General features: G+C 66.5%; 19 protein-coding genes and 2 tRNA genes. 10 read left to right on the plus strand and 11 right to left on the minus strand.

Annotation, left to right across the window (positions count from 1 at the left end; all coding sequences use genetic code 11):
- Window positions 1–129: 129 nt before the first annotated feature.
- Complete coding sequence (locus BST40_RS03080) at window positions 130–1,569, minus strand: phytoene desaturase family protein (protein WP_083153404.1); 1,440 nt, start codon at window positions 1,567–1,569, stop codon at window positions 130–132.
- A 140-nt stretch (window positions 1,570–1,709) separates the two neighbouring features.
- Between BST40_RS03080 and serA the strand changes: the two genes are divergently transcribed.
- Both serA and BST40_RS03090 read left to right on the plus strand, forming a co-directional pair.
- Window positions 1,710–3,296: a phosphoglycerate dehydrogenase gene (gene serA / locus BST40_RS03085; RefSeq protein ID WP_075545406.1), complete on the plus strand. Its 1,587-nt coding sequence runs from the start codon at window positions 1,710–1,712 to the stop codon at window positions 3,294–3,296.
- 58 nt (window positions 3,297–3,354) lie between these two features.
- On the plus strand, window positions 3,355–4,365 hold the full coding sequence (locus BST40_RS03090; protein ID WP_075545391.1) for a 3-isopropylmalate dehydrogenase: 1,011 nt from the start codon (window positions 3,355–3,357) through the stop codon (window positions 4,363–4,365).
- Here BST40_RS03090 and BST40_RS03095 read toward each other — a convergent pair.
- The 4 genes from BST40_RS03095 to BST40_RS03110 form a co-directional block, all read right to left on the minus strand.
- On the minus strand, window positions 4,362–5,552 hold the full coding sequence (locus BST40_RS03095; protein ID WP_208618896.1) for an MFS transporter: 1,191 nt from the start codon (window positions 5,550–5,552) through the stop codon (window positions 4,362–4,364). The two genes, BST40_RS03090 and BST40_RS03095, sit on opposite strands and share 4 nt — an antisense overlap.
- Window positions 5,553–5,613: 61 nt before the next feature.
- A complete protein-coding gene (locus BST40_RS03100; protein ID WP_075545390.1) occupies window positions 5,614–6,954 on the minus strand; it encodes an MFS transporter in 1,341 nt (446 codons plus the stop codon).
- Between the two features lie 54 nt (window positions 6,955–7,008).
- Window positions 7,009–7,713, minus strand: coding sequence for a class I SAM-dependent methyltransferase (locus BST40_RS03105; protein WP_232336949.1), 705 nt, complete (start codon window positions 7,711–7,713; stop codon window positions 7,009–7,011).
- 222 nt (window positions 7,714–7,935) lie between these two features.
- Complete coding sequence (locus BST40_RS03110) at window positions 7,936–9,186, minus strand: MFS transporter (protein ID WP_083153406.1); 1,251 nt, start codon at window positions 9,184–9,186, stop codon at window positions 7,936–7,938.
- 127 nt (window positions 9,187–9,313) lie between these two features.
- Between BST40_RS03110 and BST40_RS03115 the strand changes: the two genes are divergently transcribed.
- From BST40_RS03115 to BST40_RS03130, 4 genes are all read left to right on the plus strand, one after another.
- On the plus strand, window positions 9,314–10,111 hold the full coding sequence (locus tag BST40_RS03115) for a fumarylacetoacetate hydrolase family protein (protein ID WP_075545388.1): 798 nt from the start codon (window positions 9,314–9,316) through the stop codon (window positions 10,109–10,111).
- Window positions 10,108–11,592 (plus strand): glutamate--tRNA ligase, encoded by a 1,485-nt coding sequence (gene gltX / locus BST40_RS03120; protein ID WP_083153407.1) that lies wholly within the window; start codon window positions 10,108–10,110, stop codon window positions 11,590–11,592. Before BST40_RS03115 ends, gltX begins: the two co-directional genes overlap by 4 nt.
- 155 nt (window positions 11,593–11,747) lie before the next feature.
- Window positions 11,748–11,819, plus strand: a tRNA-Gln gene (locus tag BST40_RS03125).
- An 84-nt stretch (window positions 11,820–11,903) separates the two neighbouring features.
- Window positions 11,904–11,976: transfer RNA gene (locus BST40_RS03130), tRNA-Glu, on the plus strand.
- 6 nt (window positions 11,977–11,982) lie between these two features.
- Here BST40_RS03130 and BST40_RS03135 read toward each other — a convergent pair.
- The 3 genes from BST40_RS03135 to BST40_RS03145 are packed head-to-tail and all read right to left on the minus strand — an operon-like array spanning window position 11,983 to window position 14,010.
- Entirely contained in the window at window positions 11,983–12,504 is a 522-nt protein-coding gene (locus BST40_RS03135) for a PPOX class F420-dependent oxidoreductase (protein ID WP_075545386.1), read from the minus strand.
- Window positions 12,505–12,546: 42 nt separating this feature from the next.
- On the minus strand, window positions 12,547–13,269 hold the full coding sequence (locus tag BST40_RS03140; RefSeq protein ID WP_158006293.1) for a transposase family protein: 723 nt from the start codon (window positions 13,267–13,269) through the stop codon (window positions 12,547–12,549).
- A 39-nt stretch (window positions 13,270–13,308) separates the two neighbouring features.
- Window positions 13,309–14,010 carry an IclR family transcriptional regulator gene (locus BST40_RS03145; RefSeq protein ID WP_075545384.1) on the minus strand — a complete coding sequence of 234 codons (702 nt, stop codon included), beginning with the start codon at window positions 14,008–14,010 and terminating at the stop codon, window positions 13,309–13,311.
- 83 nt (window positions 14,011–14,093) lie between these two features.
- On the opposite strand from BST40_RS03145, the gene leuC reads away from it, so the two are divergent.
- From leuC to BST40_RS03160, 3 genes are all read left to right on the plus strand, one after another.
- Window positions 14,094–15,527 (plus strand): 3-isopropylmalate dehydratase large subunit, encoded by a 1,434-nt coding sequence (leuC, locus tag BST40_RS03150; protein WP_075545383.1) that lies wholly within the window; start codon window positions 14,094–14,096, stop codon window positions 15,525–15,527.
- A 23-nt stretch (window positions 15,528–15,550) separates the two neighbouring features.
- Window positions 15,551–16,147, plus strand: coding sequence for a 3-isopropylmalate dehydratase small subunit (gene leuD / locus BST40_RS03155; RefSeq protein ID WP_075545382.1), 597 nt, complete (start codon window positions 15,551–15,553; stop codon window positions 16,145–16,147).
- Window positions 16,148–16,371: 224 nt separating this feature from the next.
- A complete protein-coding gene (locus BST40_RS03160; protein WP_083153409.1) occupies window positions 16,372–17,046 on the plus strand; it encodes an HU family DNA-binding protein in 675 nt (224 codons plus the stop codon).
- 68 nt (window positions 17,047–17,114) lie between these two features.
- Here BST40_RS03160 and mutT1 read toward each other — a convergent pair whose 3' ends face one another.
- The 3 genes from mutT1 to cofC all read right to left on the minus strand — a co-directional run bounded on the left by mutT1 (window position 17,115) and on the right by cofC (window position 21,065).
- Window positions 17,115–18,053, minus strand: coding sequence for an 8-oxo-(d)GTP phosphatase MutT1 (gene mutT1, locus BST40_RS03165; protein ID WP_075545380.1), 939 nt, complete (start codon window positions 18,051–18,053; stop codon window positions 17,115–17,117).
- A gap of 75 nt (window positions 18,054–18,128) precedes the next feature.
- Window positions 18,129–20,336, minus strand: a complete 2,208-nt coding sequence (locus BST40_RS03170; RefSeq protein ID WP_075545379.1) for an RNA degradosome polyphosphate kinase — start codon at window positions 20,334–20,336, stop codon at window positions 18,129–18,131.
- Between the two features lie 78 nt (window positions 20,337–20,414).
- Complete coding sequence (gene cofC / locus BST40_RS03175) at window positions 20,415–21,065, minus strand: 2-phospho-L-lactate guanylyltransferase (RefSeq protein ID WP_083044038.1); 651 nt, start codon at window positions 21,063–21,065, stop codon at window positions 20,415–20,417.
- A gap of 131 nt (window positions 21,066–21,196) precedes the next feature.
- Between cofC and BST40_RS03180 the strand changes: the two genes are divergently transcribed.
- Window positions 21,197–22,204, plus strand: a complete 1,008-nt coding sequence (locus tag BST40_RS03180; RefSeq protein ID WP_075545377.1) for an NAD(P)H-dependent glycerol-3-phosphate dehydrogenase — start codon at window positions 21,197–21,199, stop codon at window positions 22,202–22,204.
- Window positions 22,205–22,228 lie beyond the last annotated feature (24 nt).

Consider the following 22,228-nt stretch of genomic DNA (forward strand, 5'->3'; position numbering starts at 1 on the left):
ACACATCAGGACGAGACAGCAGCCCATATCGCCAGCTCAGAACACTAATCCCCAGTCAGAACCCGTCGTAACTTCGGCCTAGCGATTGCCGCACCAGGTCTCTCGCCCCGGAACAGTAGTCGGACGCGATCAAGGAGCCAGTCCAGGGGCGTCTCGAATACCGAACTCATGCCGCAGTAGGCTGCGCGCCGCGTAATAACCGGACATGCCATGCACCCCCGCGCCGGGGGGAGTGGCCGCCGAACACAGGTACACCTTGGGAATCGGTGTGCGCCAAGGGTTAACACGTGGCGTCGGTCCGGCAATCGCACGCCAGACAGAATTAGCGCCCACCGCGATATCGCCGCCGACGTAGTTGGCGTTGTGGTCGGCCAGCTGTGCGGCGGGCACGCCACGAGCTGCGACGACGACGTCGCGGAAGCCGGGTGCGAATCGCTCGACGACCCGGGTGACTGCCTCGGTCGCGTCGACTCGCGAGCCGGAAGGTACGTGGGCGTAAGTCCAGAAGGGCCGGCGACCGGCGGAATCGACGCGGCCGGGGTCGGCGAGGTGCGGACTTGCGGCCAGCACCATCGGCCAGTCGGCGTCGCGCCCTGCCGCGACGTCCGCCTCGGCGCGCGCCATCTGCTCGCGGGTGCCCCCGAGGTGAAGTGTCGGTGCCCGGCTGAGCCGGGTATCCGACCACGGAATCTCGTCGCCGAGCACGAAGTCGACTTTCGCCACACCCGATCCAAACCGGTACTGGCGCAACGCTTTAGCGTACCGATCCGGAATCGTGTCACGGTAGACACGTAACAGTGCGGTCGGCGCCGTATCGAAAACCACGACTTCGCCCGGAGGGCAAGGCGGAGAAGTGATCTCGACGCCCGCGGTCAGCACACCACCGTGGGCCCGCAGATCGGCGATCAGCGCGTCGGCGATCACCTGGCTGCCGCCCACCGGGATCGGCCAGCCGACCGAATGCGCGAGGGTGGCCAGCATGAGACCCGCACCTGCCGACACCAGCGACGGCAGCCGCGAAATAGCGTGGGCTGCAACGCCAGTGAACAATGCCTGGGCGTCCGCGCCTACCAGCGATCGCCACGCGGGCGTGCCCTGGGCCAGCATGCGTAACCCGAGATGCACGGTCGCCGCCAGCGAAGCGGGCACCGAACGTTTGTCACCGAGCATAAGGTCAACGACAGCACTGGAATTCGTCACCAGCGGGCCGAGCAGTCGTCGCCAGGACGCACCGTCGTCCAACTCGGCACAGGTGCGGGTCAGGTCACGGTAAGCGATCGCCGCTGGCCGACCCGGTAGCGGGTTGGCATACGCGATCTCCGGTACGGCCAGTGTCACCCCTCGCGCGGGCAGGTCGAACTCGGCGAAAAGCGGCGACGCCAGCGCCAGCGGATGCACCGCCGAACACACGTCGTGCACGACCCCGGGATATTCGACGTCGGCCGCGCTGCGCGCGCCGCCCCCAAAGGTTGGCTGGGCCTCGAGCACCCGTACTTTCAGGCCGGCTCGGGCGCAGATGACGGCGGCAGCCAGCCCGTTGGGCCCGCTGCCGACGACGGTGACGTCCACCCGTCGATTACAACCGACTGGTTCGATGGCGTCGACCCGCAGCGCCCGGCTCCGCCGCGCTCGCGGTCGCCGCTGGTTCGATGGCGTCGACCCGCAGCGCCCGGCTCCGCCGCGCTCGCGGTCGCCGCTACGCTGTCCGGGTGAACCTGCCTGTTGTGTTAATCGCCGACAAACTTGCCCAATCGACGGTCGCTGCTCTGGGAGACCAGGTCGAGGTGCGCTGGGTAGACGGTCCGGATCGCGAAAAGCTGCTGGCCGCGGTGCCCGAGGCCGACGCGCTGTTGGTGCGGTCGGCCACCACCGTGGACGCCGAGGTGCTGGCCGCGGCTCCCAAGCTGAAGATCGTGGCACGCGCCGGCGTGGGTCTGGACAACGTCGACGTAGACGCAGCCACCGCGCGCGGCGTCCTGGTGGTCAACGCCCCAACATCGAACATCCACAGCGCCGCCGAGCACGCGTTGGCGTTGCTGCTGGCCGCCGCCCGGCAGATCCCGGCCGCCGATGCCACGCTGCGCGAGCGTACCTGGAAGCGGTCGTCGTTCTCCGGCACCGAGATCTTCGGAAAGACCGTCGGCGTCGTCGGTTTGGGCCGCATCGGACAGTTGGTCGCGCAGCGGGTCGCCGCGTTCGACGCCCACGTCGTCGCCTACGACCCGTACGTCTCGCCTGCCCGCGCTGCGCAGCTCGGCATCGAATTGCTGCCCCTGGACGACCTGCTGGCCCGCGCCGACTTCATCTCGGTGCACCTGCCCAAGACGCCCGAGACCGCAGGTCTCATCGACAAAGAAGCGCTGGCCAAGACCAAACCCGGCGTCATCATCGTCAACGCCGCCCGCGGCGGCCTGGTGGACGAGGCGGCGCTGGCCGACGCGGTCGCCAGGGGCCACGTGCGCGCGGCCGGTCTCGACGTGTTCGCCAGCGAACCATGCACCGACAGCCCGCTGTTCGAGCTGCCGCAGGTGGTCGTCACACCGCACCTCGGGGCGTCCACCGTGGAAGCCCAGGACCGGGCGGGAACCGACGTTGCCGAAAGCGTCCGGCTGGCGCTGGCAGGGGAATTCGTTCCCGATGCGGTCAACATCGGCGGCGGAGTGGTCAACGAAGAGGTGGCGCCCTGGCTGGACCTGGTGCGCAAGCTCGGTGTGCTGTCGGCCGCGCTGTCCGACGACGCGCCGGTGTCGTTGTCGGTACAGGTTCGCGGCGAGCTTGCCTCCGAAGAGGTTGAGGTGCTGAAGCTTTCGGCGCTGCGCGGTCTGTTCTCGGCGGTGATCGACGAGCCGGTGACCTTTGTCAACGCCCCGGCGCTGGCCGCCGAGCGTGGGGTCTCCGCGGAAATCACCAAGGCCTCGGAAAGCCCGAACCACCGCAGCGTCGTCGACGTTCGTGCAGTGGGCGCGGACGGCTCGGTCGTCAACGTCTCGGGCACGCTGTACGGCCCGCAACTGACCCAAAAGATTGTGCAGATCAACGGCCGCCACTTCGACATGCGCGCCGAAGGGATCAACCTCATCATTCACTACGTCGACCAACCCGGAGCGCTGGGCAAGATCGGCAGCTTGCTCGGTGCGGCGGGGGTGAACATCCACGCCGCACAACTGTCCGAGGATATCGAGGGTCCGCGTGCGACTATCCTGCTGCGGCTGGATCAGACTGTGCCCGACGATGTCCGGTCGGCGATCGTCGCGGCGGTCGGCGCCAACAAACTCGAAGTGGTCGACCTGTCGTGAAGCGCGCCGGCGACGATGCAATGGGGGCTTCGCCCGCTTGGGGGGGAGAGCGGCGCCGATGAAGCTGGCTATCATCGCAGGCGACGGCATCGGTCCCGAGGTGGTGGCCGAAGCCGTCAAAGTTCTCGACGCGGTACTGCCGGGCGTGCAGAAGACCGGCTACGACCTCGGTGCCAGGCGGTTCCACGCCACCGGCGAGCTACTACCGGACACGGTGCTCGCCGAACTGCGCGAGCACGATGCCATCCTGCTCGGGGCGATCGGCGACCCGTCGGTGCCCAGCGGTGTCCTGGAGCGCGGCTTGCTGCTACGACTGCGCTTCGAGTTGGACCACCACATCAACCTGCGGCCGGCCCGGCTCTACCCGGGAGTGAACAGCCCCCTGGCGGGTAACCCCGACATCGACTTCCTGGTGGTGCGCGAAGGAACCGAGGGCCCCTACACCGGTAACGGTGGTGCGATTCGGGTCGGCACGCCCAACGAGGTGGCCACCGAGGTCAGCGTGAACACCGCGTTCGGTGCCCGCAGGGTGGTCGCCGACGCGTTCGAGCGGGCCCGCCGGCGCCGCAAGCACCTGACATTGGTGCACAAGACCAACGTCCTGACGTTCGCCGGAAGCCTGTGGTGGCGGACCGTGCAGGAGACCGGCGAGAAGTATCCCGACGTCGAGGTGGCGTATCAGCACGTCGACGCCGCCACCATCCACATGATCACCGACCCCGGTCGCTTCGACGTCATCGTCACCGACAACCTGTTCGGCGACATCATCACCGACCTGGCGGCGGCGGTGTGCGGCGGAATCGGCCTGGCGGCCAGTGGAAATATCGACGCGACCCGGACCAACCCGTCGATGTTCGAGCCGGTGCATGGCAGCGCGCCCGACATCGCCGGTCAGGGCATCGCCGATCCGACCGCGGCGATCATGTCGGTGGCGCTGCTGCTTGCCCACGTCGGCGAGGACGACGCCGCCGGCCGGGTGGACCATGCGGTCGAGAAGTACCTGGCGACTCGGGGCGACGAACGGCTGCCGACCACGGCGGTCGGTGACCGGATAGTCGCGGCGCTCTAGCCCGCCGCCCGCGCGTGTGCGCGCGCGTGCTGCGGCACAACCGGCCAGGCCAGTAGCGGGAACAGTCCGCACACCGCGAATGCCAGCGGATAACCGGACGCTTCGATCACCTCGCCGAATACCGGCGGCCCGATTGCGGCGGTGAGTCGCTGGGTGGTGTTCTGGGCGCCCATCGCGCGTCCGCTCCAGAAACGCCCGGCCACCTCCGGGATCGCGGTGAACGCCAGGCCGTTGTCGAGCACCGTGACCACCGACGCGGCGACCATCAGCGCCACCGCGACAGCCGAGTGCAGGTAATCGGTCACCGCCAACAACATCATCACCAGGGCAGCGGCGACGGCGATCATCCGGATGGGCCGCATTCGGGACCCAACGTGGTCGGACCACCGCCCGGCGGCGACGCGGCCAAGCGCGCCCAACAGTTGCGAGACGCTCACCAAGATGCCTGCTGCCGCGATCGACCAGCCGTGGCTGTGGATCAGCCAAACCAGCATGAACGTCAACACCACTGTCTGCGGAACCATCAGCAGGGAAGACGCCAGGTGGATTCGCCACAGCACTGCGGTGCCGCGGTAGGGACTAGACAACTCGCTGTGGTCAGCGGCCGACCGCGCCGGCCGCGCCGGGTCGCGCACCCAAACCGCGCACAGCAGCGCTGACAGGGCGCACACCGTCGCCGGGAACAGCAGCGCAACCGAGATGGAGCGTTCGCCCAGCTCAGGGAGCACCAGTGCGGCCAACGCGATTCCCAGCGGCTGTGCCGGCTGTCGGATCCCCATCGCCAGGCCGCGCTGCTCGGCGGGAAACCAGCCGGTCACCAGCCGGCCGCTGGCGGTGTTGGCGCTGGCCGCGGCCATCCCGCCGGCGAACAGGGCAACGCCTTCGGCGAGCATCGACTGAGGTACCACGGCGGCGCCGTAGGCGGCGGTCGCGGTGAGGGCCAAACCCGCGGTGAGCACTATCCGTTCGCCGACCAGATCCAGCACGTATCCCCAGCCGATCAGGGTAACGACCATGCCGAAGCTGGGCATCGCCGAGAGCAGGGCAGCTTCGGACAGGCTGATGCCGCGCACGTCGTTGAGTGCGGGAATCAGAAAAGCGATGCCATTGATGAAGACGGTCGCGCACAACGTCGCGATGAGCGCGACTGCGAGCAGCGACCAACGCCGCGTCGATGTTGTCTGCACCTATTGATAGTTCTCGTTGCGGCACTTTGGCAAACCTCGCCGAGGCGCCGCCACCGGGCGGTCATGTCGGTGCTCGTCCGCCTCGGCCGCGGCTGGCCGACCCAGGCGGGCCTGGCAGCCGTGGCCTGGTTGGCAGCTCGCGGGCGCGAATGGCTTGTCGCCGGCGATGCCGCCGAACCGATTGCCGCCGCGCTCGGGTCTCCAAGCCGGGCGGCAGCAGGCGAGTCGGCACCAACGGCACCGCCGCCAACGGAAACAACCCGCACAGCGCCCAGGCCAGCGGATAGGCCGCCGTCGTGATCAGCGCACCGAACAGCGGGGGCCCGGCGGCCGCCATCAGGCGCTGCGTGGTGTTCTGGGTGCCCAGCGCCCGCCCACTCCAATAGGGTCCGGCGAACTCGGTGATTGCCGTTGCCTCCAACCCGTTGTCGAGTACCGCGATCACCGAGATGGCGATCATGAGTAACACGTCATATCGCGAACCGATGTTGTCGGTAAGCGCCAACAGGAACAGGGCCGACGCGGCAGAGACGGCGATAATGCGCACGGGCCGCATGCGTGAGCCGACGTAGTCAGACCAGCGGCCGACCGCGATCCGACCCAGCGCACCCAGCAGCTGCGAAACGGTCACCAAACCGCCGGCCGCCGCGACCGACCAACCGTGATGGTTCATCAGCCAGACCAACATGAACGTCACGGTCACCGTCTGCGGCATCATCAGCAGCGCGGATACCGCGTGGATGCGCCACAACACCGACGACCCCCGATACGGACTGGCCAGCTCCTCGTCAGTGGCGACCTTGCGGGACTTGCGCGGCGCGTCGGCTACTCCGATCAGGCTGGCCACCGCGGCCACCGTGCACGCGACGGCGGGAAACATCAACCCCGCATGGACGCCTTGTTCGGCCAGCTCGGGTATGACCAACGCGCCCAGCGCGATTCCCAGCGGCTGGGCGGTCTGGCGGATTCCCATCGCCAGCCCTCGTTGATGAGGCGGAAACCAGCCCGATACCAGCCGACCGCCGGCGCTGTTGCAGCTGGCGGCCGCCATGCCGCCCAGAAACAGGTAGATGCCCATCAGCGTCAGCGAGTGCACCGACGCTGCGGCATAGGCGGCTGCGGCGGTGAGAGCCGAGCCCACCGTCATCACAATCCGCTCACCCACGCGGTCCAGGACGTAGCCCCACGCCACCAGCGTTGCCACCATGCCCCAGCTGGGCATCGACGCCAACAGACCAGCTTGTGTCAGTGGGGTGCCGCGCGCCGCTTCCAAGCGGGGGATCAGGAAGGCAACGCCGTTGATGAAGAGAAATGAACTCGCCGTCACCAGCAGCGAGACGACCACGATCGACCAGCGTGCAAACAAGCTCAATTCGCCTGGGTCGCTCGGTTGACGCGGCATTGGCTCATGCTCGCACAAGCACGCCAAGCGCGGGTCATTCGCGACTTCAGTGCGCTACCCGGCTTTGTGTGCGGTGAGCAAGAACGCCGACACCTTTAGCCGGTTTTTCGCGTCGACCTCGTAGTCAGCCAACGAGACGCCGGGGATCCGAGATAGCACCTCTGCCAAGTGAACATGGATGAACGCCGGCCGGACCTCGTCGATCTCCCAATACCGCGAAACAGCTTCTCGCAATTCTGATTCGGTAACGAGATTTGGAGGCGCCGCGGGCGCGTCGGGCGGTAGCTCGATGTCGGCCGGGAGCGCGGTCGCGGTCGACACCAGGACGTAGTAGGACGCGCCTGGCGCGGCGGCGCGGTGCACTGAGCGGATGTAATGGTCGCGTGAATCGATCGGAAGCGATTCGAACAGGGTGCTGTCGATGATCGTGTTGAACCGGCCGTCGTAGCCGCGAAGTGACGTTAGGTCATCCTGCACGAACGTGACGGTGCTGAGGCCGCGATCAGTTGCGGCTTGCCTGGCCTTGTCGATCGCGGTGCCAGACACATCGACACCCATGACGGTGTGCCCGAGTGCGGCGAGCGTCAGCGACAGCTCGGCGACCCCACAACCGGCATCGAGTACTTCGCTGCGGATCTTGCCGGCCTGTATCAGTGCCGCGATTTCCGGCTGCGGTTCGCCGATGTTCCACGGCGGCGGTCCCCCGAAGACACCATGCTCGCGGTATGCGGCTTCCCAATCCATCAATTCGCCGTTCACGGCCCGAACCCTAGCCGAGAGGCGCAGCGCGGTAGGACGCCGACGGTCGTTCGCAGCCAGGCTTGTGCGCCAACAATGTTTGGAGATGCCTGGCTTTTCATCGGTGCGATGCGGGTCTGAATCCTCCCATTTTGGCTCATCCGAACGCGCGTTGGTGGATTCGCCAGTCTTGACGGACCGTCCGTCCGATACGTCCGACCGCCCGGCCGCCGCCCGCGGCTGCTAACGACGGGCACGAACTGGTTTCCGGTGAAGCTGGCCAACAGGATATGCGGCCGGGCGGTCTTCCGCGCAGGGCGGGAGCACGCCGACGGGCACTAGGGGTGCCGCGGCCAGTGGGAACAGCCCACACAATGCGAACGCCAATGGATATCCGCCGACCGTGATCATCGCTCCGAATGCCGGCGGGCCGGCCAAGGTCATCAGCCGCTGGGCCGTGTTCTGAACGCCCAGCGCCCGCCCGCTCCAGAACTGTCCGGCGAATTCGGTGATGGCAGTGGCCTCGAGGCCGTTGTCCATCACCGTGATCACCGAGACCAAGACCATGAATGCCACCGCAAGCGGCGAATCGAGCTGATTGGCCAACGACAGCATCAGCAACGTGACGCTGGTGGCGAGCGCGACGATGCGGACCGGGCGCATGCGCGATCCCACACAATCCGACCAGCGGCCGGCCGCAATCCGGGTCAGCGCACCGAATAGTTGAGTGATGGTCACCAGCGCACCCGCAGCTCGCACCGACCACCCGTGGTTGCCGGTCAACCACACCAGCATGAAGGTCACCGTCATCGACTGCGGCATCACCATGAGTGCCGAAATCGCGTGGATCCGCCAGAGCACGGCGCTGCCGCGATAGGGGTTCACGAGTTCGGCTTCGGCGGCCGCGGTCCGTGACTTGCGCGGCGGGTCGTGCGCGATCAGGGCGCCGACCACGGCCGACACCGCGCACGCTGATGCCGGAAACAGCAGTCCCAAGCTTGGACGGTGCTCAGCAAGCCGAGGAATCACCAAGGCGCCCATGGCGATTCCCAACGGTTGCGCCGTCTGGCGAACTCCCATCGCCAGCCCCCGCTGATGCGCCGGAAACCACCCCGCCACCAGGCGGCCGCACGCGGGATTGCAGCTGGCAGCCGCCATCCCGCCCAAGAACAACAGTGCTCCCATCGCCACCAGCGAGTTAACCGATGCCGCGGCAAACGCGCTGACCGCAGTCAGCGCCGCACCCGTGGCGAGTACGGTGCGTTCTCCGATGCGGTCCGCCACATAACCCCAGGCGACCAGCGTGACCACCATGCCCAGGCTCGGCATCGCCGACAGCAGACCCGCCTCGGCCAGTGCGGTTCCCCGCGCGGCTTCCAGTGCGGGAATCATGAACGGAACGGCGTTGATAAAGGAGAACGCACTGGCGGTTACCGTCAGCGCAATCGCGACCATCGACCAGCGCAGCGTTGCGCTGACCGGCTCCGTGGCCATCAAGCCATGCTCGCACAGATGTCATTGCGCGGGTGCCTTCCGTTGTCGAGCAATTTCTCGGAGACCAGCGGGACGGCCCGCAGCGCCCGGCTACGCCGGGCTCGCGCCCGTCGTTAGGCTCATCCGAATGCGCCTTGGTCGAATCGCCAGTCCTGACGGAGTCGCGTTCGTCAGCATCGAGGGTTTACTGGACGACCCGGGGGGGATGACCGTCCGGGAGATTGCGGAACACCCGTTTGGTACGCCGACCTTTACCGGCCGATCCTGGCCGTTGGCCGATGTCCGGCTGCTGGCACCGATACTTGCCAGCAAGGTGGTGTGCGTCGGCAAGAATTACGCCGACCACATCGCCGAAATGGGCGGCCAAACCGGCTCCGCTCCCGCCGACCCGGTCATATTCCTCAAACCCAACACCGCAATCGTCGGTCCCAACGTACCGATTCGGTTGCCCGCCAACGCATCACCGGTTCACTTCGAGGGTGAGCTGGCGATAGTGATCGGCCGGCCGTGCAAGGACGTCCCAGCCGCCCAGGCCGCCGACAACATCCTCGGCTACACCATCGCCAACGACATATCCGCCCGCGATCAGCAGCAGGCCGACGGCCAATGGACCCGGGCGAAAGGCCACGACACATTTTGTCCGGTCGGCCCGTGGATCGTCACTGACGTGAATCCCGCCGACCTCGAACTGCGCACCGAAGTCAACGGTGAAGTCAAACAGCACGCCCGCACGTCGCTGATGATCCACGACATCGGCGCCATCGTGGAATGGATCTCGGCGGTCATGACGTTGCTGCCCGGAGACCTCATTCTCACCGGAACGCCGGCCGGAGTCGGTCCCATCGAAGACGGTGACACCGTCTCCATCACCGTGGAAGGCATCGGCACCCTTACCAATCCCGTAGTGCGCAAAGGAAAGTCGTGACTGCAGCTGCTCCTGAAGAAGAAGCAACCCGCGTTCGGGTCCGATTCTGCCCGTCGCCCACCGGTATTCCCCACGTCGGCATGGTCCGCACCGCGCTGTTCAACTGGGCCTACGCCCGCCACACGGGCGGCACCTTCGTCTTCCGCATCGAGGACACCGACGCCCAGCGCGACAGCGAGGAAAGCTATCTGGCACTGCTCGACGCGTTGCGCTGGCTCGGCCTGAACTGGGACGAGGGGCCCGAGGTCGGCGGACCCTACGGCCCATACCGCCAGTCACAACGCACCGAAATCTACCGCGACATCATCGCCCAGCTGCTCGCGGCAGACGAGGCCTACTACGCCTTTTCGACGCCCGAAGAGGTCGAGGCCCGCCACATCGCCGCCGGGCGCAACCCCAAGTTGGGCTACGACAATTTCGACCGTCACCTGACCGATTCTCAGCGCGCGGCATATCTGGCGGAGGGTCGTCAGCCGGTGGTGCGACTGCGGATGCCCGACACCGATCTCAGCTGGAGCGACTTGGTCCGCGGGCCCACCACATTCGCGGCCGGATCGGTGCCCGACTTCGCGTTGACCCGCGCAAACGGAGATCCGCTGTACACCTTGGTCAACCCGTGCGACGACGCATTGATGAAGATCACGCACGTGCTGCGCGGCGAGGACCTGCTGCCGTCGACGCCGCGACAGCTCGCGCTGTACCAATCCTTGATCCGAATTGGGATAGCCGAACGCGTTCCGGAGTTCGCCCATCTGCCAACGGTATTGGGGGAGGGCACCAAGAAGCTCTCGAAACGCGACCCGCAGTCGAACCTGTTCGCGCACCGCGACCGCGGCTTCATTCCCGAAGGGTTGTTGAATTACCTTGCGCTGCTCGGCTGGTCGATCGCCGACGACCGCGATCTGTTCAGCCTCGACGAGATGGTGGCGGCGTTCGACGTGGCCGACGTGAACTCGAATCCGGCGCGGTTCGACCAGAAGAAGGCCGACGCCCTCAACGCCGAGCACATCCGGATGCTCGACGTCGACGACTTCACCCGCCGGCTCCGCGATTACCTGGACGCGCACGGCCATCGCATTGAGTTGGACGACGCCGCGTTCGCCACTGCCGCCGAGTTGGTGCAGACCCGAATCGTGGTGCTCGGCGACGCGTGGGATCTGCTGAAGTTCCTCAGCGACGACCAATATGCAATCGACCCCAAAGCCGCCGCCAAGGAACTGGGTCCCGACGCGACTCCGGTTCTCGACGCGGCCGTGGCCGCGCTTCAAGGGGTGTCCGACTGGACCGCGGCCCGCATCGAGGAGGCGCTCAAGGCCGCGCTGATCGAAGGCCTGGAGCTCAAACCCCGCAAGGCTTTCGGACCGATCCGAGTGGCCGCCACCGGGACCACGGTCAGCCCGCCGCTGTTCGAGTCATTGGAGTTGCTCGGCCGCGACCGCAGCCTGGCGCGGTTTCGTTCAGCGCGCGGTCGGGTCGCCTAGTTGCGGCGTGGCGCAGAATTGAACCCGGGCGTGCGACCAGCCGGGCTAGTTTTTGGTAGTCTGCACGTCGGCCTACAACGGCTGGCAGCAGCGGTCCGCGGAGACCTGGCTCCGGTTCCCGGAACCCGCTCTGACCAGCGGTTTTAGGCGGCAGATGGGGTATGGTGTAATTGGCAACACAGCTGATTCTGGTTCAGCCATTCTAGGTTCGAGTCCTGGTACCCCAGCAAAGTCCGACTGACACAAAGCGGATGCAGAGTGATTAGGTGGGCTTACCGCGGTGAGCTATGCTGACAGCTCGGATCGGTTCTGGCCCCGTCGTCTAGCGGCCTAGGACGCCGCCCTCTCACGGCGGTAGCGTGGGTTCGAATCCCATCGGGGCTACAAGAGTTACTTTTCAGCCGCACCGGTCCCCAGCACGGCCGGTGCGGTTGAACCGCCCACGGGCATGTGTGGCAGTCCCAGCTTGCGGTGGTCCCACGAGCGGGTGCGGCGACTGACGATGCGGACGCCGACGCGCTTGTTCATCATCTGGTCGACCATGGGCCGCAGTTCGTCGCTGTAGGGCCCGGTGTAGCGCTCCCACACGCTGACTCCGACGCGGAACAGGGCGTCGGGCTCGTCGACGATCTCCGCGACGCCCTCGAAGGACACCCCGCGCAGCGTGTCATAGGTGTCGCCGTCCTCGAGCAGGAAGCTCACCCGAGGATCCCGCTTGAGGTTGACAGCCTTTTGCGACTTTGCCTTGGTTTCCAGCCAGATTTCGCCGTCGACCACCGCGTACCACATGGCCGTCAGGTGCGGCTGGCCATCCGGACTGATGGTGGCCAGCGTGCCGGTGCGGCTCTTGTTGACGAAGTCGGCGATTTCTGCCTCGGTCATAACGATCTGCGCGCGCTGGTTGGTTCCCATGGCGTCAGTGTGTCAGGTGGTCGTGACGCCCACGCGGCGGCGTCAGCCGGTCGGGCGGGCGCCCAGGGGGCAAGGCCCCCAAGAGTTGACCCGTAATTGCTTGTGGGTTTTGAGGTTCCAGAGTCCTGTGATGATCTGGAGGTTCTGGTTGATGGCGTTGCCGTGGCGGCGGCACTGTCGAAGGATCTGCCAGTCTTGGAGTCTGGCGATGACATGTTCGACGCGGGCTCTGATTTTGCGGTGCGCTCGGTAGGTGTCGTCGCGGATGATGAGTCCGGTGTTGTCGCGTGCTGGGCTGTTGATCGTGGTGATGCCGCGGCATCTGCCGTCGCCGAGGGTCTCGTGGTTGCCGAGCAGATGTGCGACGGTGGCGCGGGCGACGATGACGTCGTTGCGGTTGCCGGGCCAGCAGCGCCCGACCGCAACAACGCTGCGCCGGTGCGCGCAGATGATGATTTGGGTGTTGACGCTGCGGCGGTAGTTTTTGCTGATTGCGGTGATCGACTGGTCGTGTACTGGGATCAGGGTGCCGTCGATGATCCGCGGGTGGGTGCTGGTGTTAGGCGCGGGGCGCAGCGCGTTGGCCAGCACCGGTACCAGGTGGTGGATGGTCCGGTCCACCGTCGATTGGCTGGTGTGAAACAGCGCGGCCAGCGCCCGGGTGGTCAGGTTGGTGCGCAAGTGGGTCAGCACCAACAGGACCCGCACCGCCGGCGGCAGACTCCAGGGGCGGCCCGGCGCTGGAGGCAGCTTTTGCTGGGCCACGGTGCACACGGTCTGTACCTGGCGCTTACGGGTTAACTCTTAGAGCCGGCGAGTGATCTCCTCGGCCGCCGCCAACAGGTCGGCGGCCCAACGCGAGCCCGGGCGCCGCCCCATGCGGTCGACGGGGCCGGAAACCGAGATGGCGGCGACCACCATGCCGCGGCGGTCGCGCACCGGCGCCGAAACGCTGGCCACCCCAGGTTCCCGTTCGGCCACGCTTTGCGCCCAACCCCGCCGACGCACTTCGGCCAGCACCCGTGCGCCGAATTTCGCATTCGGCAACACCGCCTGTTGGATCGCCGCGTCACTGTGGGCCAGCAGCACTTTGGCCCCCGAGCCGGCCGTCATCGGCAATCTTGCTCCAACCGGGACCGTATCGCGAAGGCCCGCAGCCGGTTCCAGCGCAGCCACGCAAACCCGCGTCGTACCCTCGCGCCGATACAACTGCACGCTCTCGCCGGTGGTCTCCCGCAATTTCGGCAGCACCGCGTTGCTTGCGGCGAGCAGCGAATCGTTGACTTGGGCCGCGAGTTCGGACACCGCGGGACCAAGGCGCCACCGGCCTTCCTCGTCGCGCCCCAGCAGGCGATGCACCTCGAGAGCGGCTGCCAGCCGATATGCGGTTGCCCTCGGCAGGCCGGTTCGGTCACAGAGTTCGGCCAGGCCGCACGGAGATTCCGCGATCGCGTGCAGCAGACCCACGGCTTTGTCGAGCACCCCGATGCCGCTATGCTGTCTCACATCAAGATACTAGCGTCTCACATTCTGAGATCAAAGCCTGGTGGTTCAGTGAGCCGCTATTGAGTGAATCGAGGCAATCCGAGATGGCAGTTCAGACTCGCAGGCCCCGCACGTTGGCGGAGAAGGTTTGGGACGACCACATCGTGGTGTCCGGTGGCGCCGCTGAACAAGGAGACGGGCCGGACTTGATCTACATCGATCTGCATCTGGTGCACGAGGTCACCAGCCCGCAGGCGTTCGACGGTTTACGGCTGGCCGGTCGCCGAGTGCGCCGTCCCGACCTGACCATTGCCACCGAGGACCACAACGTGCCCACCGTCGACATCGACAAGCCGATCGCCGACCCGGTCTCGCGCACCCAGGTGGAGACGTTGCGGCGCAACTGCGCCGAATTCGGTATCCGCCTGCATCCGATGGGCGACATCGAGCAGGGCATCGTGCACGTCGTCGGACCGCAATTGGGACTCACCCAACCGGGAATGACGATCGTCTGCGGTGATAGTCATACCTCGACCCACGGCGCATTCGGCGCATTGGCAATGGGTATCGGCACATCCGAAGTCGAGCACGTGCTGGCAACTCAGACACTGCCGCTGCGGCCGTTCAAGACCATGGCCGTCAACGTCGAAGGGCACCTGCCGCCGGGCGTATCGGCCAAGGACATCATCTTGGCGCTGATCGCCAAGATCGGCACCGGCGGCGGACAGGGTCATGTCATCGAATACCGGGGAGCCGCCATCGAATCGCTGTCCATGGAAGCTCGCATGACGATCTGCAACATGAGCATCGAAGCCGGTGCCCGAGCCGGCATGGTGGCACCGGACGAAACCACCTACGAGTTCTTGCGCGGGCGTCCGCACGCGCCAACCGGTGACCGGTGGGACGCCGCTGTGGCCTATTGGCGACAATTGCGGACCGACCCCGGGGCCGTCTTCGATACCGAGGTGTACCTCGATGCCACCACGTTGAGTCCCTATGTCACCTGGGGAACCAACCCCGGACAGGGAGTGCCGCTGGCCGGCGCGGTGCCCGACCCGGAGCTGATGACCGATGACGCCGAGCGCCAGGCTGCTGAGAAAGCGTTGGCCTATATGGACCTTCGGCCCGGAACGGCAATGCGCGACATCGCCGTCGACGCCGTGTTCGTCGGGTCGTGTACCAACGGCCGCATCGAAGACCTGCGGGTGGTGGCCGATGTCTTGCGCGGCCGCAAGGTGGCGTCGGGCGTGCGGATGCTCGTCGTTCCGGGGTCCATGCGGGTTCGCGCGCAGGCCGAAGCGGAAGGCTTGGGTGAGATCTTTACCGCCGCAGGCGCCGAATGGCGGCAGGCGGGATGCTCGATGTGCCTGGGAATGAATCCCGATCAGCTCGCTCCCGGGGAGCGCTGCGCCGCGACGTCCAACCGCAACTTCGAAGGGCGACAGGGAAAAGGGGGCCGTACGCATTTGGTTTCACCGGCCGTTGCCGCCGCGACCGCTGTTCGCGGCACCCTTTCCGCGCCGGCCGATTTGAATTGAACTCAACGGGTTAGGGGAAGAGCATGGAAGCCTTTCACACTCACACCGGCATTGGTGTGCCGCTGCGACGGTCCAATGTCGATACCGACCAGATCATCCCCGCGGTCTTCCTGAAGCGCGTCACCCGAACCGGTTTCGAAGACGGCTTGTTCGCGAGTTGGCGGTCGGATCCGTCGTTCGTGCTGAACCTCAGCCCCTTTGACCGCGGCTCGGTCCTGGTCGCCGGGCCGGACTTCGGCACGGGATCCTCGCGAGAGCATGCGGTCTGGGCGCTGATGGACTTCGGATTCCGGGTGGTTATCTCGTCTCGGTTCGGTGACATTTTCCGCGGCAACGCCGGCAAGGCGGGGCTGCTGGCGGCCGAAGTCGACCAAGACGGCGTTGAACTTCTCTGGAAGCTCATCGAGCAGTGTCCCGGGTTGGAAATCACTGTCAATCTTCAAGATCGAAATATCACCGCCGGAACAGTGGTGCTGCCGTTCAAGATTGACGACCACACCGCGTGGCGACTGCTTGAAGGCCTTGACGATATCGCCCTTACGCTGCGAAAACTCGACGAAATCGAGTCTTATGAAGCGGCCTACCCGGCGTGGAAACCGCGCACCCTGCCCGGCTTGTGAAGGACCCATCGATGTGGAATTTCGCCTGCCGCAAGTCTGGGTAAGGCGGGCAAGCCGGGTTCAATTGGAGGCCGCGCCACCGGTCAAGGGCGGCAATCGGATTGCGAAAATTGCCGTTCCAGGGTCCCGAAATTGCGCGTGGCTCTTGGCAATTTGCCAGGTGAGGGTTTACCGTGTCCACTAGTCGGTTCCATTAACGAGGACCACTAGCTTCGGAGGGTTGGATGAACAAAGCAGAGCTCATTGACGTGCTCACACAGAAATTGGGCTCGGACCGTCGCCAGGCGACCGCCGCCGTCGAGAATGTCGTCGACACCATTGTGCGCGCCGTGCACAAGGGCGACAGCGTAACCATTACCGGATTCGGCGTCTTCGAACAGCGCCGCCGCGCGGCCCGTGTGGCTCGCAATCCCCGGACCGGCGAGACGGTAAAGGTGAAGCCGACTTCTGTCCCGGCGTTCCGGCCCGGTGCCCAATTCAAAGCGGTTGTGGCTGGCGCACAAAAGCTCCCGGCGGAAGGTCCCGCCGTGAAGCGTGGCGTGGGGACGAGTGCCGCCAAGAAGGCGGCAAAGAAGGCGCCCGCGCGCAAGGCTGCGACCAAGGCGCCCGCCAAGAAGGCCGCGACCAAGGCGCCCGCCAAGAAGGCCGCGACCAAGGCGCCCGCCAAGAAGGCCGCGACCAAGGCGCCCGCCAAGAAGGCCGCGACCAAGGCGCCCGCCAAGAAGGCCGCGACCAAGGCGCCCGCCAAGGCGACCAAGGCAACGGTGAAGAAGACCGCCGCCAAGGCGCCGGTGCGCAAGGCGGCCACCAAGGCCCCGGCCAAGAAGGCCGCGGCGAAGCGGCCGGCCACCAAGGCGCCGGCCAAGAAGGCGACGAGCACCAGGCGCGGTCGCAAGTAAGCAAGTAACTCGGTACACCGCCGATACCCTTTGGGTGGCAACGATGCCGCCCAAAGGGTATCTGTGCGTCAGGCCCGCACGTTGGCGGCCAGCGCGCCGCCGATATGGTCGGCCGCAACGAGCCGCCCGCGGGACAGCGACAGCACCCAGGTGCTGCCTTTGTGGTTGCGGGATTTGTCCGGGCGCACGCCGTCGCGCTCGCACCACCATGCGATGAGATCCGGAATTACCTTGCCCTGCGTGCAGATCACCGGCGTGCCCGGCTGTGCGGCGATTCGCAGCACCCGATGCCGGCCCCGTTTGGGGTTCTTGGCGTAGGCCTCCTCGGTGAGGGCGCGTTCGTTGTGAATGCTCACACCCAGTTCCTCGGCGAGCGGCTGGACGGTCTGATGACAGCGCAGCCGGTCGGCGGCGTACACGGTAGTGGCGCCGAAGGCCAGTAACTGCCCGACAAGCGCCTCCGCCTGCGCACGTCCCTTTTTGTCCAGTGGTCGTTTGGTGTCGTCGCCGCGGAAGCGGGACTTGCTGCCGGCGGTACCGTGCCGGACCACCAGCACCGTCTTGGTGTCCGCCGGCTGTTTGGCGAACCGGGCCAAGACCTTTCGATCCTGTGCATAGTCGAGCCGCTCCATGGCGCCGGCGATCGGCAGCCAGACCAGATCGTCCACCTCGGCACCGGCTGCGAATTCCCCGCCGACGCGGTGCGCAGCCCAGTAGTAGACCTTCTTGACGCCTTGGTCGACGGGGTAACTCGTCATGACGAGGCGCCGGCCCAGGTGCGCCCGCTGACCGGTCTCCTCGAACACCTCGCGCACCGCCGCCACCGCCGCGGTTTCCCCGGGATCCACTTTGCCCTTCGGTAGCGACCAGTCGTCGTAACGGGGACGGTGGATCACGGCAATCTCGACTGCTCCCTTGCCCTTTCCCGGACGCCACAACACCGCGCCGGCGGCATGCACGATCCTGCCCTGCGCGGACCGGCGGGCGGACGTGCTGGGGATCGACACGTTAACTCCTGCAGGTCAATTCGGCCTGGGCCGCTCGCGGTCGTGGAAGGGCACATCAGCGGGAGTCCCCCGGTGTCAGGGACTGCGGTGCCGCTCCATCAGCGATACCTGGTGGTCGCGCACACTGTGGCCATCCTGGGGCGCCGCCGTCCATTGTCCGTCCGGGCCCAGCTCCCAACAGCGGGTGGCCGGGTCCAGCGCGGACTCGAACAAATCATCCAGCTGTGCGGTCAGCCTCGGATCCTTGACCTGAGCCATCACCTCAACACGCCGGTCGAGATTGCGGTGCATCATGTCGGCGCTGCCGATCCAGAACTCGTCGATGGCGCGGAAATGCAGGATTCGCGAGTGCTCCAGGAAGCGGCCGAGAATGGAACGGACGGTGACGTTTTCCGAGAAACCTTCGGCGCCGGGGCGTAACGCGCAGATGCCACGCACTACCACCTCGGTGGGCACTCCCGCCCGCGATGCGCGGTAGAGCGCGTCGATGACCTGTTCGTCGACAAGGGCGTTCATCTTGAGCCGGATACGTCCGTTACCGCTTTCCCGGTGTGCGGCCACCTCCCGCTCGACGCGCTCGATGATGCCGGTGCGAATCCCGTGCGGAGCCACCAACAGATTCCGGTAGGAGACCTTGCGTGAGTAACCGGTCAGCGAATTGAACAAGTCGGTCAGGTCGGCTCCGATATCGGGCGCGGCCGTCAACAGGCCGACGTCCTCGTACAGCCGGGCGGTCTTGCTGTTGTAATTGCCGGTCCCCACATGGCAGTACCGTCGGATCAACGGGCCCTCGCGGCGGACGACCAACGCGGTCTTGCAGTGGGTCTTGAGTCCGACGATCCCGTAGGCCACATGCACGCCGGCCTGCTCGAGTTGTCGTGCCCACCGAATGTTGGCTTGCTCGTCGAAGCGGGCCTTGATCTCGACCAGCGCGACGACCTGCTTGCCCGCTTCGGCCGCGTCGATCAACGCCCGGACGATCGGGGAATCCCCGGAGGTGCGGTACAGCGTCTGCTTGATCGCCAGCACGTCGGGATCAGCGGCGGCCTGCTCGATAAACCGCTGCACGCTGGTGGAGAACGAATCATAGGGATGGTGCACCAGCACGTCGCCCTCACGCAGCGTCGCGAAGATGCTCTTGGGTGTTTCCCGCTCGGCGAACGCGGGATGGGTGGCCGGAACGAATGTCCGGTCTTTGAGCGCCGGACGGTCCAGGCCGTAAATCTGCCACAACGACGACAGGTCCAGTAGCCCCGGTACCTCGATGACGTCACCGGGATGGACGTCGAGCTCGCGCAGCAGCAACTCCAGCATGCCTTCGGTCATGTCGTCGGCGACTTCGAGCCGCACCGGCGATCCGAACCGGCGGCGCGCCAGTTCGCGTTCGAGCGCCTGCAGAAGATCTTCGTCGCGGTCCTCTTCGACCTCGAAGTCGGCGTTGCGGGTGATCCGGAACGCGTGATGCTCGACGATCTCCATTCCCGGGAACAACACCGGAAGAAAGGCCGCGATGAGTTCCTCCACCGGTAGGAACCGGTGCACCGTTTGACCTTCGCCGCTTTCGCCATCGCTATGGCCGACCAACTCGACAAAGCGGTCGACGTTGTCGGGCACCTTGACCCGGGCGAAGTGTTGACCGCCGTCGTCGGGTTGGCGCACGGTGACCGCCAGGTTCAGGCTGAGCCCGCTGACGAACGGGAACGGGTGCGCGGGGTCCACGGCCAGCGGGGTCAGGACGGGGAAGACCTGCTCGTTGAAGTAGATCGACAGTTGCTCGCGCTCAGTCTCATTCAGATCGGCCCAGGTGATGATGTAGATACCCTCTTCACCGAGCGCCGGCAGCACCGAATCGAGGAACACCCGCGCGTGCCGGCCGGCGATCTGCTGGGTCTGCTCGCCGATGCGGCCCAGCTGCTCACGCGGTGTCAGACCGTCGGCGGAACGCACCGAGAGCCCCATTTCGTCGCGGCGTTTGAGACCGGCCACCCGAACCATGTAGAACTCGTCGAGGTTGGACGCGAAGATCGCCAAGAACTTTGCTCGCTCCAATAACGGCATGGAGTTGTCGGCGGCAAGCGCCAGCACCCGAGCATTGAAATCCAGCCAGCTCAGCTCGCGGTTGAGGTAGCGGTCTTCGGGCAGCTGGTCGGTGATCGCCGCGGGTGTCGCAGCCGGGGGTGCCGTCAATGCCGAGTCGCCTGGATGCCATGCGCCTTCGTCCGGCTGCGCCTCCGTGATTGGACTGGTTTCGGTTTCGGTCACCCAGCGATCATTGCTTATCACCCGGTGACGTTGCCAGCACCCGGTCGACATCAATCTGCCGTTGGTGTGCCGTTCACCTTCGGACAGGCTCGGGCCGGGCTATCGGTGACCGATGGCTCGCGCGGTCGCCGGCCCGACGCCCAGGCGGCGCGCGGCCGCCAGGTCCGCCGGTGTGTCGACATCGCACCGCAGACCGGGCCAGGCTCCGGTGAGCTCGACCGCACCTGAACGGCGGTGCCGCGCCGACGAATCCGCCCCGAACCGCGGGTCGAGTGCGGCGCCGAAGGCACACAGCGCGGCCGTTCCCGTTCCGCACCGGTCGGCGACGAAGCTGCGCTGATGCTGGCGTGCCGCAGCGATCGCCTCGGCAAGCTCCTGCGGCTGTAGTGCCGGCAAATCACCTTGCAGCACAACAAGATTCGCTAACGATCCGGCCATCGTGCGTTCGGCGACGGCGATGGCGTTGTTGAGCGGGTCGGCGTCGTCTTGCGGCGTCGGGTCGGCCAGCACCTCGGCGCCGAGCCGGGCGGCCGCAGCCGCGGCAGCGTCGTCGGGCGTGATGACGGTGATCGAGCGCAATGCGCGCACGCGAGCCGCCGCGGTCACTGTGTCGACCAGCATGGCCAGTACCACATTTTCCCGTGTCCGCGCCGAGAACACCGGGGCCAGCCGGGTCTTGGCGGCCGCCAACCGCTTGACGGCGATGATCAAGCCGACATCACCGTTACCGTCGGCCTGTGTGCCGCTCATAGAGGTCATCCTGCCAGCGCCGGTTTCCGGGTGAACGGCGAGCGTCGGGCTGAACATGGCGGCGGCCAGCTGCCGGGTCTACTGTGTAGCGGCTACAGCTGCCATAACGGACAACAAGGGGGTGTGGGCGGATGGCCGGCACGGGAACCGTTGCGGTGATGGGGGCCGGCGCGTGGGGCACCGCGCTGGCCAAGGTGCTGGCCGACGCCGGTGGTGAGGTCATCCTGTGGGCTCGACGAGCCGACGTCGCCGAGCAGATCAACAGCACCCGGTACAACCCTGACTATCTGCCCGGCACGTCGCTGCCGCCCGGCATCCGCGCCACCCCCGACGCCGAGGAGGCACTCAGCGGCGCAGCCACGGTCCTGCTGGGCGTTCCGGCGCAGACGCTGCGCGACAACCTGGAGCGGTGGGCCGGCTTGTTGCCCGTGGACGCGACCCTGGTCAGTCTGGCCAAGGGCATCGAACTCGGCACCCTGATGCGGATGAGCCAGGTGATCACCTCGGTGACCGGAGTAGACCCGGCACACGTCGCGGTGATCTCCGGGCCCAACCTGGCCAGCGAGATCGCCGAGTGTCAGCCGGCGGCCACCGTCGTCGCGTGCAGCGACTCCGGCCGGGCGGTCGCTCTGCAGCGTGCGCTGAACAGTGGCTACTTTCGTCCGTACACCAACAGCGATGTCATCGGCACCGAGATCGGTGGCGCCTGCAAGAACGTCATCGCGCTGGCGTGCGGGATGGCCGTCGGCGTCGGGTTGGGCGAAAACACCGCGGCGGCCATCATCACCCGCGGGCTGGCCGAAATCATGCGGCTCGGCATCGCGCTGGGCGCCAAAGGCGCGACACTGGCCGGGCTGGCCGGGGTGGGGGACCTGGTGGCCACCTGCACCTCACCGCATTCCCGCAATCGGTCCTTCGGCGAGCGACTGGGCCGGGGCGAGACCATGGAATCGGCGTTGCAGCACCGCGACGGCCATGTCGTCGAGGGGGTCACCTCGTGTGAGGCGGTGCTGGCGCTTGCGTCCAGCTACGACGTCGAGATGCCGCTGACCGACGCCGTGCACCAGGTGTGCCATAAGGGACTGTCGGTGAACGAGGCGATAGCGCTGTTGTTGGGGCGCAGCACCAAACCCGAGTAAGCAGGCTGCCACATGTCGTCGAGC

This window comes from Mycobacterium persicum (assembly GCF_002086675.1).
In the GTDB taxonomy this organism is placed as follows: domain Bacteria; phylum Actinomycetota; class Actinomycetes; order Mycobacteriales; family Mycobacteriaceae; genus Mycobacterium; species Mycobacterium persicum.

Coding starts and splice junctions, on each gene's coding strand:
- BST40_RS03090 (WP_075545391.1), top strand. CDS start 3,355: ATGAAGCTGGCTATCATCGCAGGCGACGGCATCGGTCCCGAGGTGGTG.
- BST40_RS03100 (WP_075545390.1), bottom strand. CDS start 6,954: ATGCCGCGTCAACCGAGCGACCCAGGCGAATTGAGCTTGTTTGCACGC.
- BST40_RS03110 (WP_083153406.1), bottom strand. CDS start 9,186: ATGGCCACGGAGCCGGTCAGCGCAACGCTGCGCTGGTCGATGGTCGCG.
- BST40_RS03115 (WP_075545388.1), top strand. CDS start 9,314: ATGCGCCTTGGTCGAATCGCCAGTCCTGACGGAGTCGCGTTCGTCAGC.
- BST40_RS03135 (WP_075545386.1), bottom strand. CDS start 12,504: ATGGGAACCAACCAGCGCGCGCAGATCGTTATGACCGAGGCAGAAATC.
- leuC (WP_075545383.1), top strand. CDS start 14,094: ATGGCAGTTCAGACTCGCAGGCCCCGCACGTTGGCGGAGAAGGTTTGG.
- leuD (WP_075545382.1), top strand. CDS start 15,551: ATGGAAGCCTTTCACACTCACACCGGCATTGGTGTGCCGCTGCGACGG.
- BST40_RS03160 (WP_083153409.1), top strand. CDS start 16,372: ATGAACAAAGCAGAGCTCATTGACGTGCTCACACAGAAATTGGGCTCG.
- cofC (WP_083044038.1), bottom strand. CDS start 21,065: ATGAGCGGCACACAGGCCGACGGTAACGGTGATGTCGGCTTGATCATC.
- BST40_RS03180 (WP_075545377.1), top strand. CDS start 21,197: ATGGCCGGCACGGGAACCGTTGCGGTGATGGGGGCCGGCGCGTGGGGC.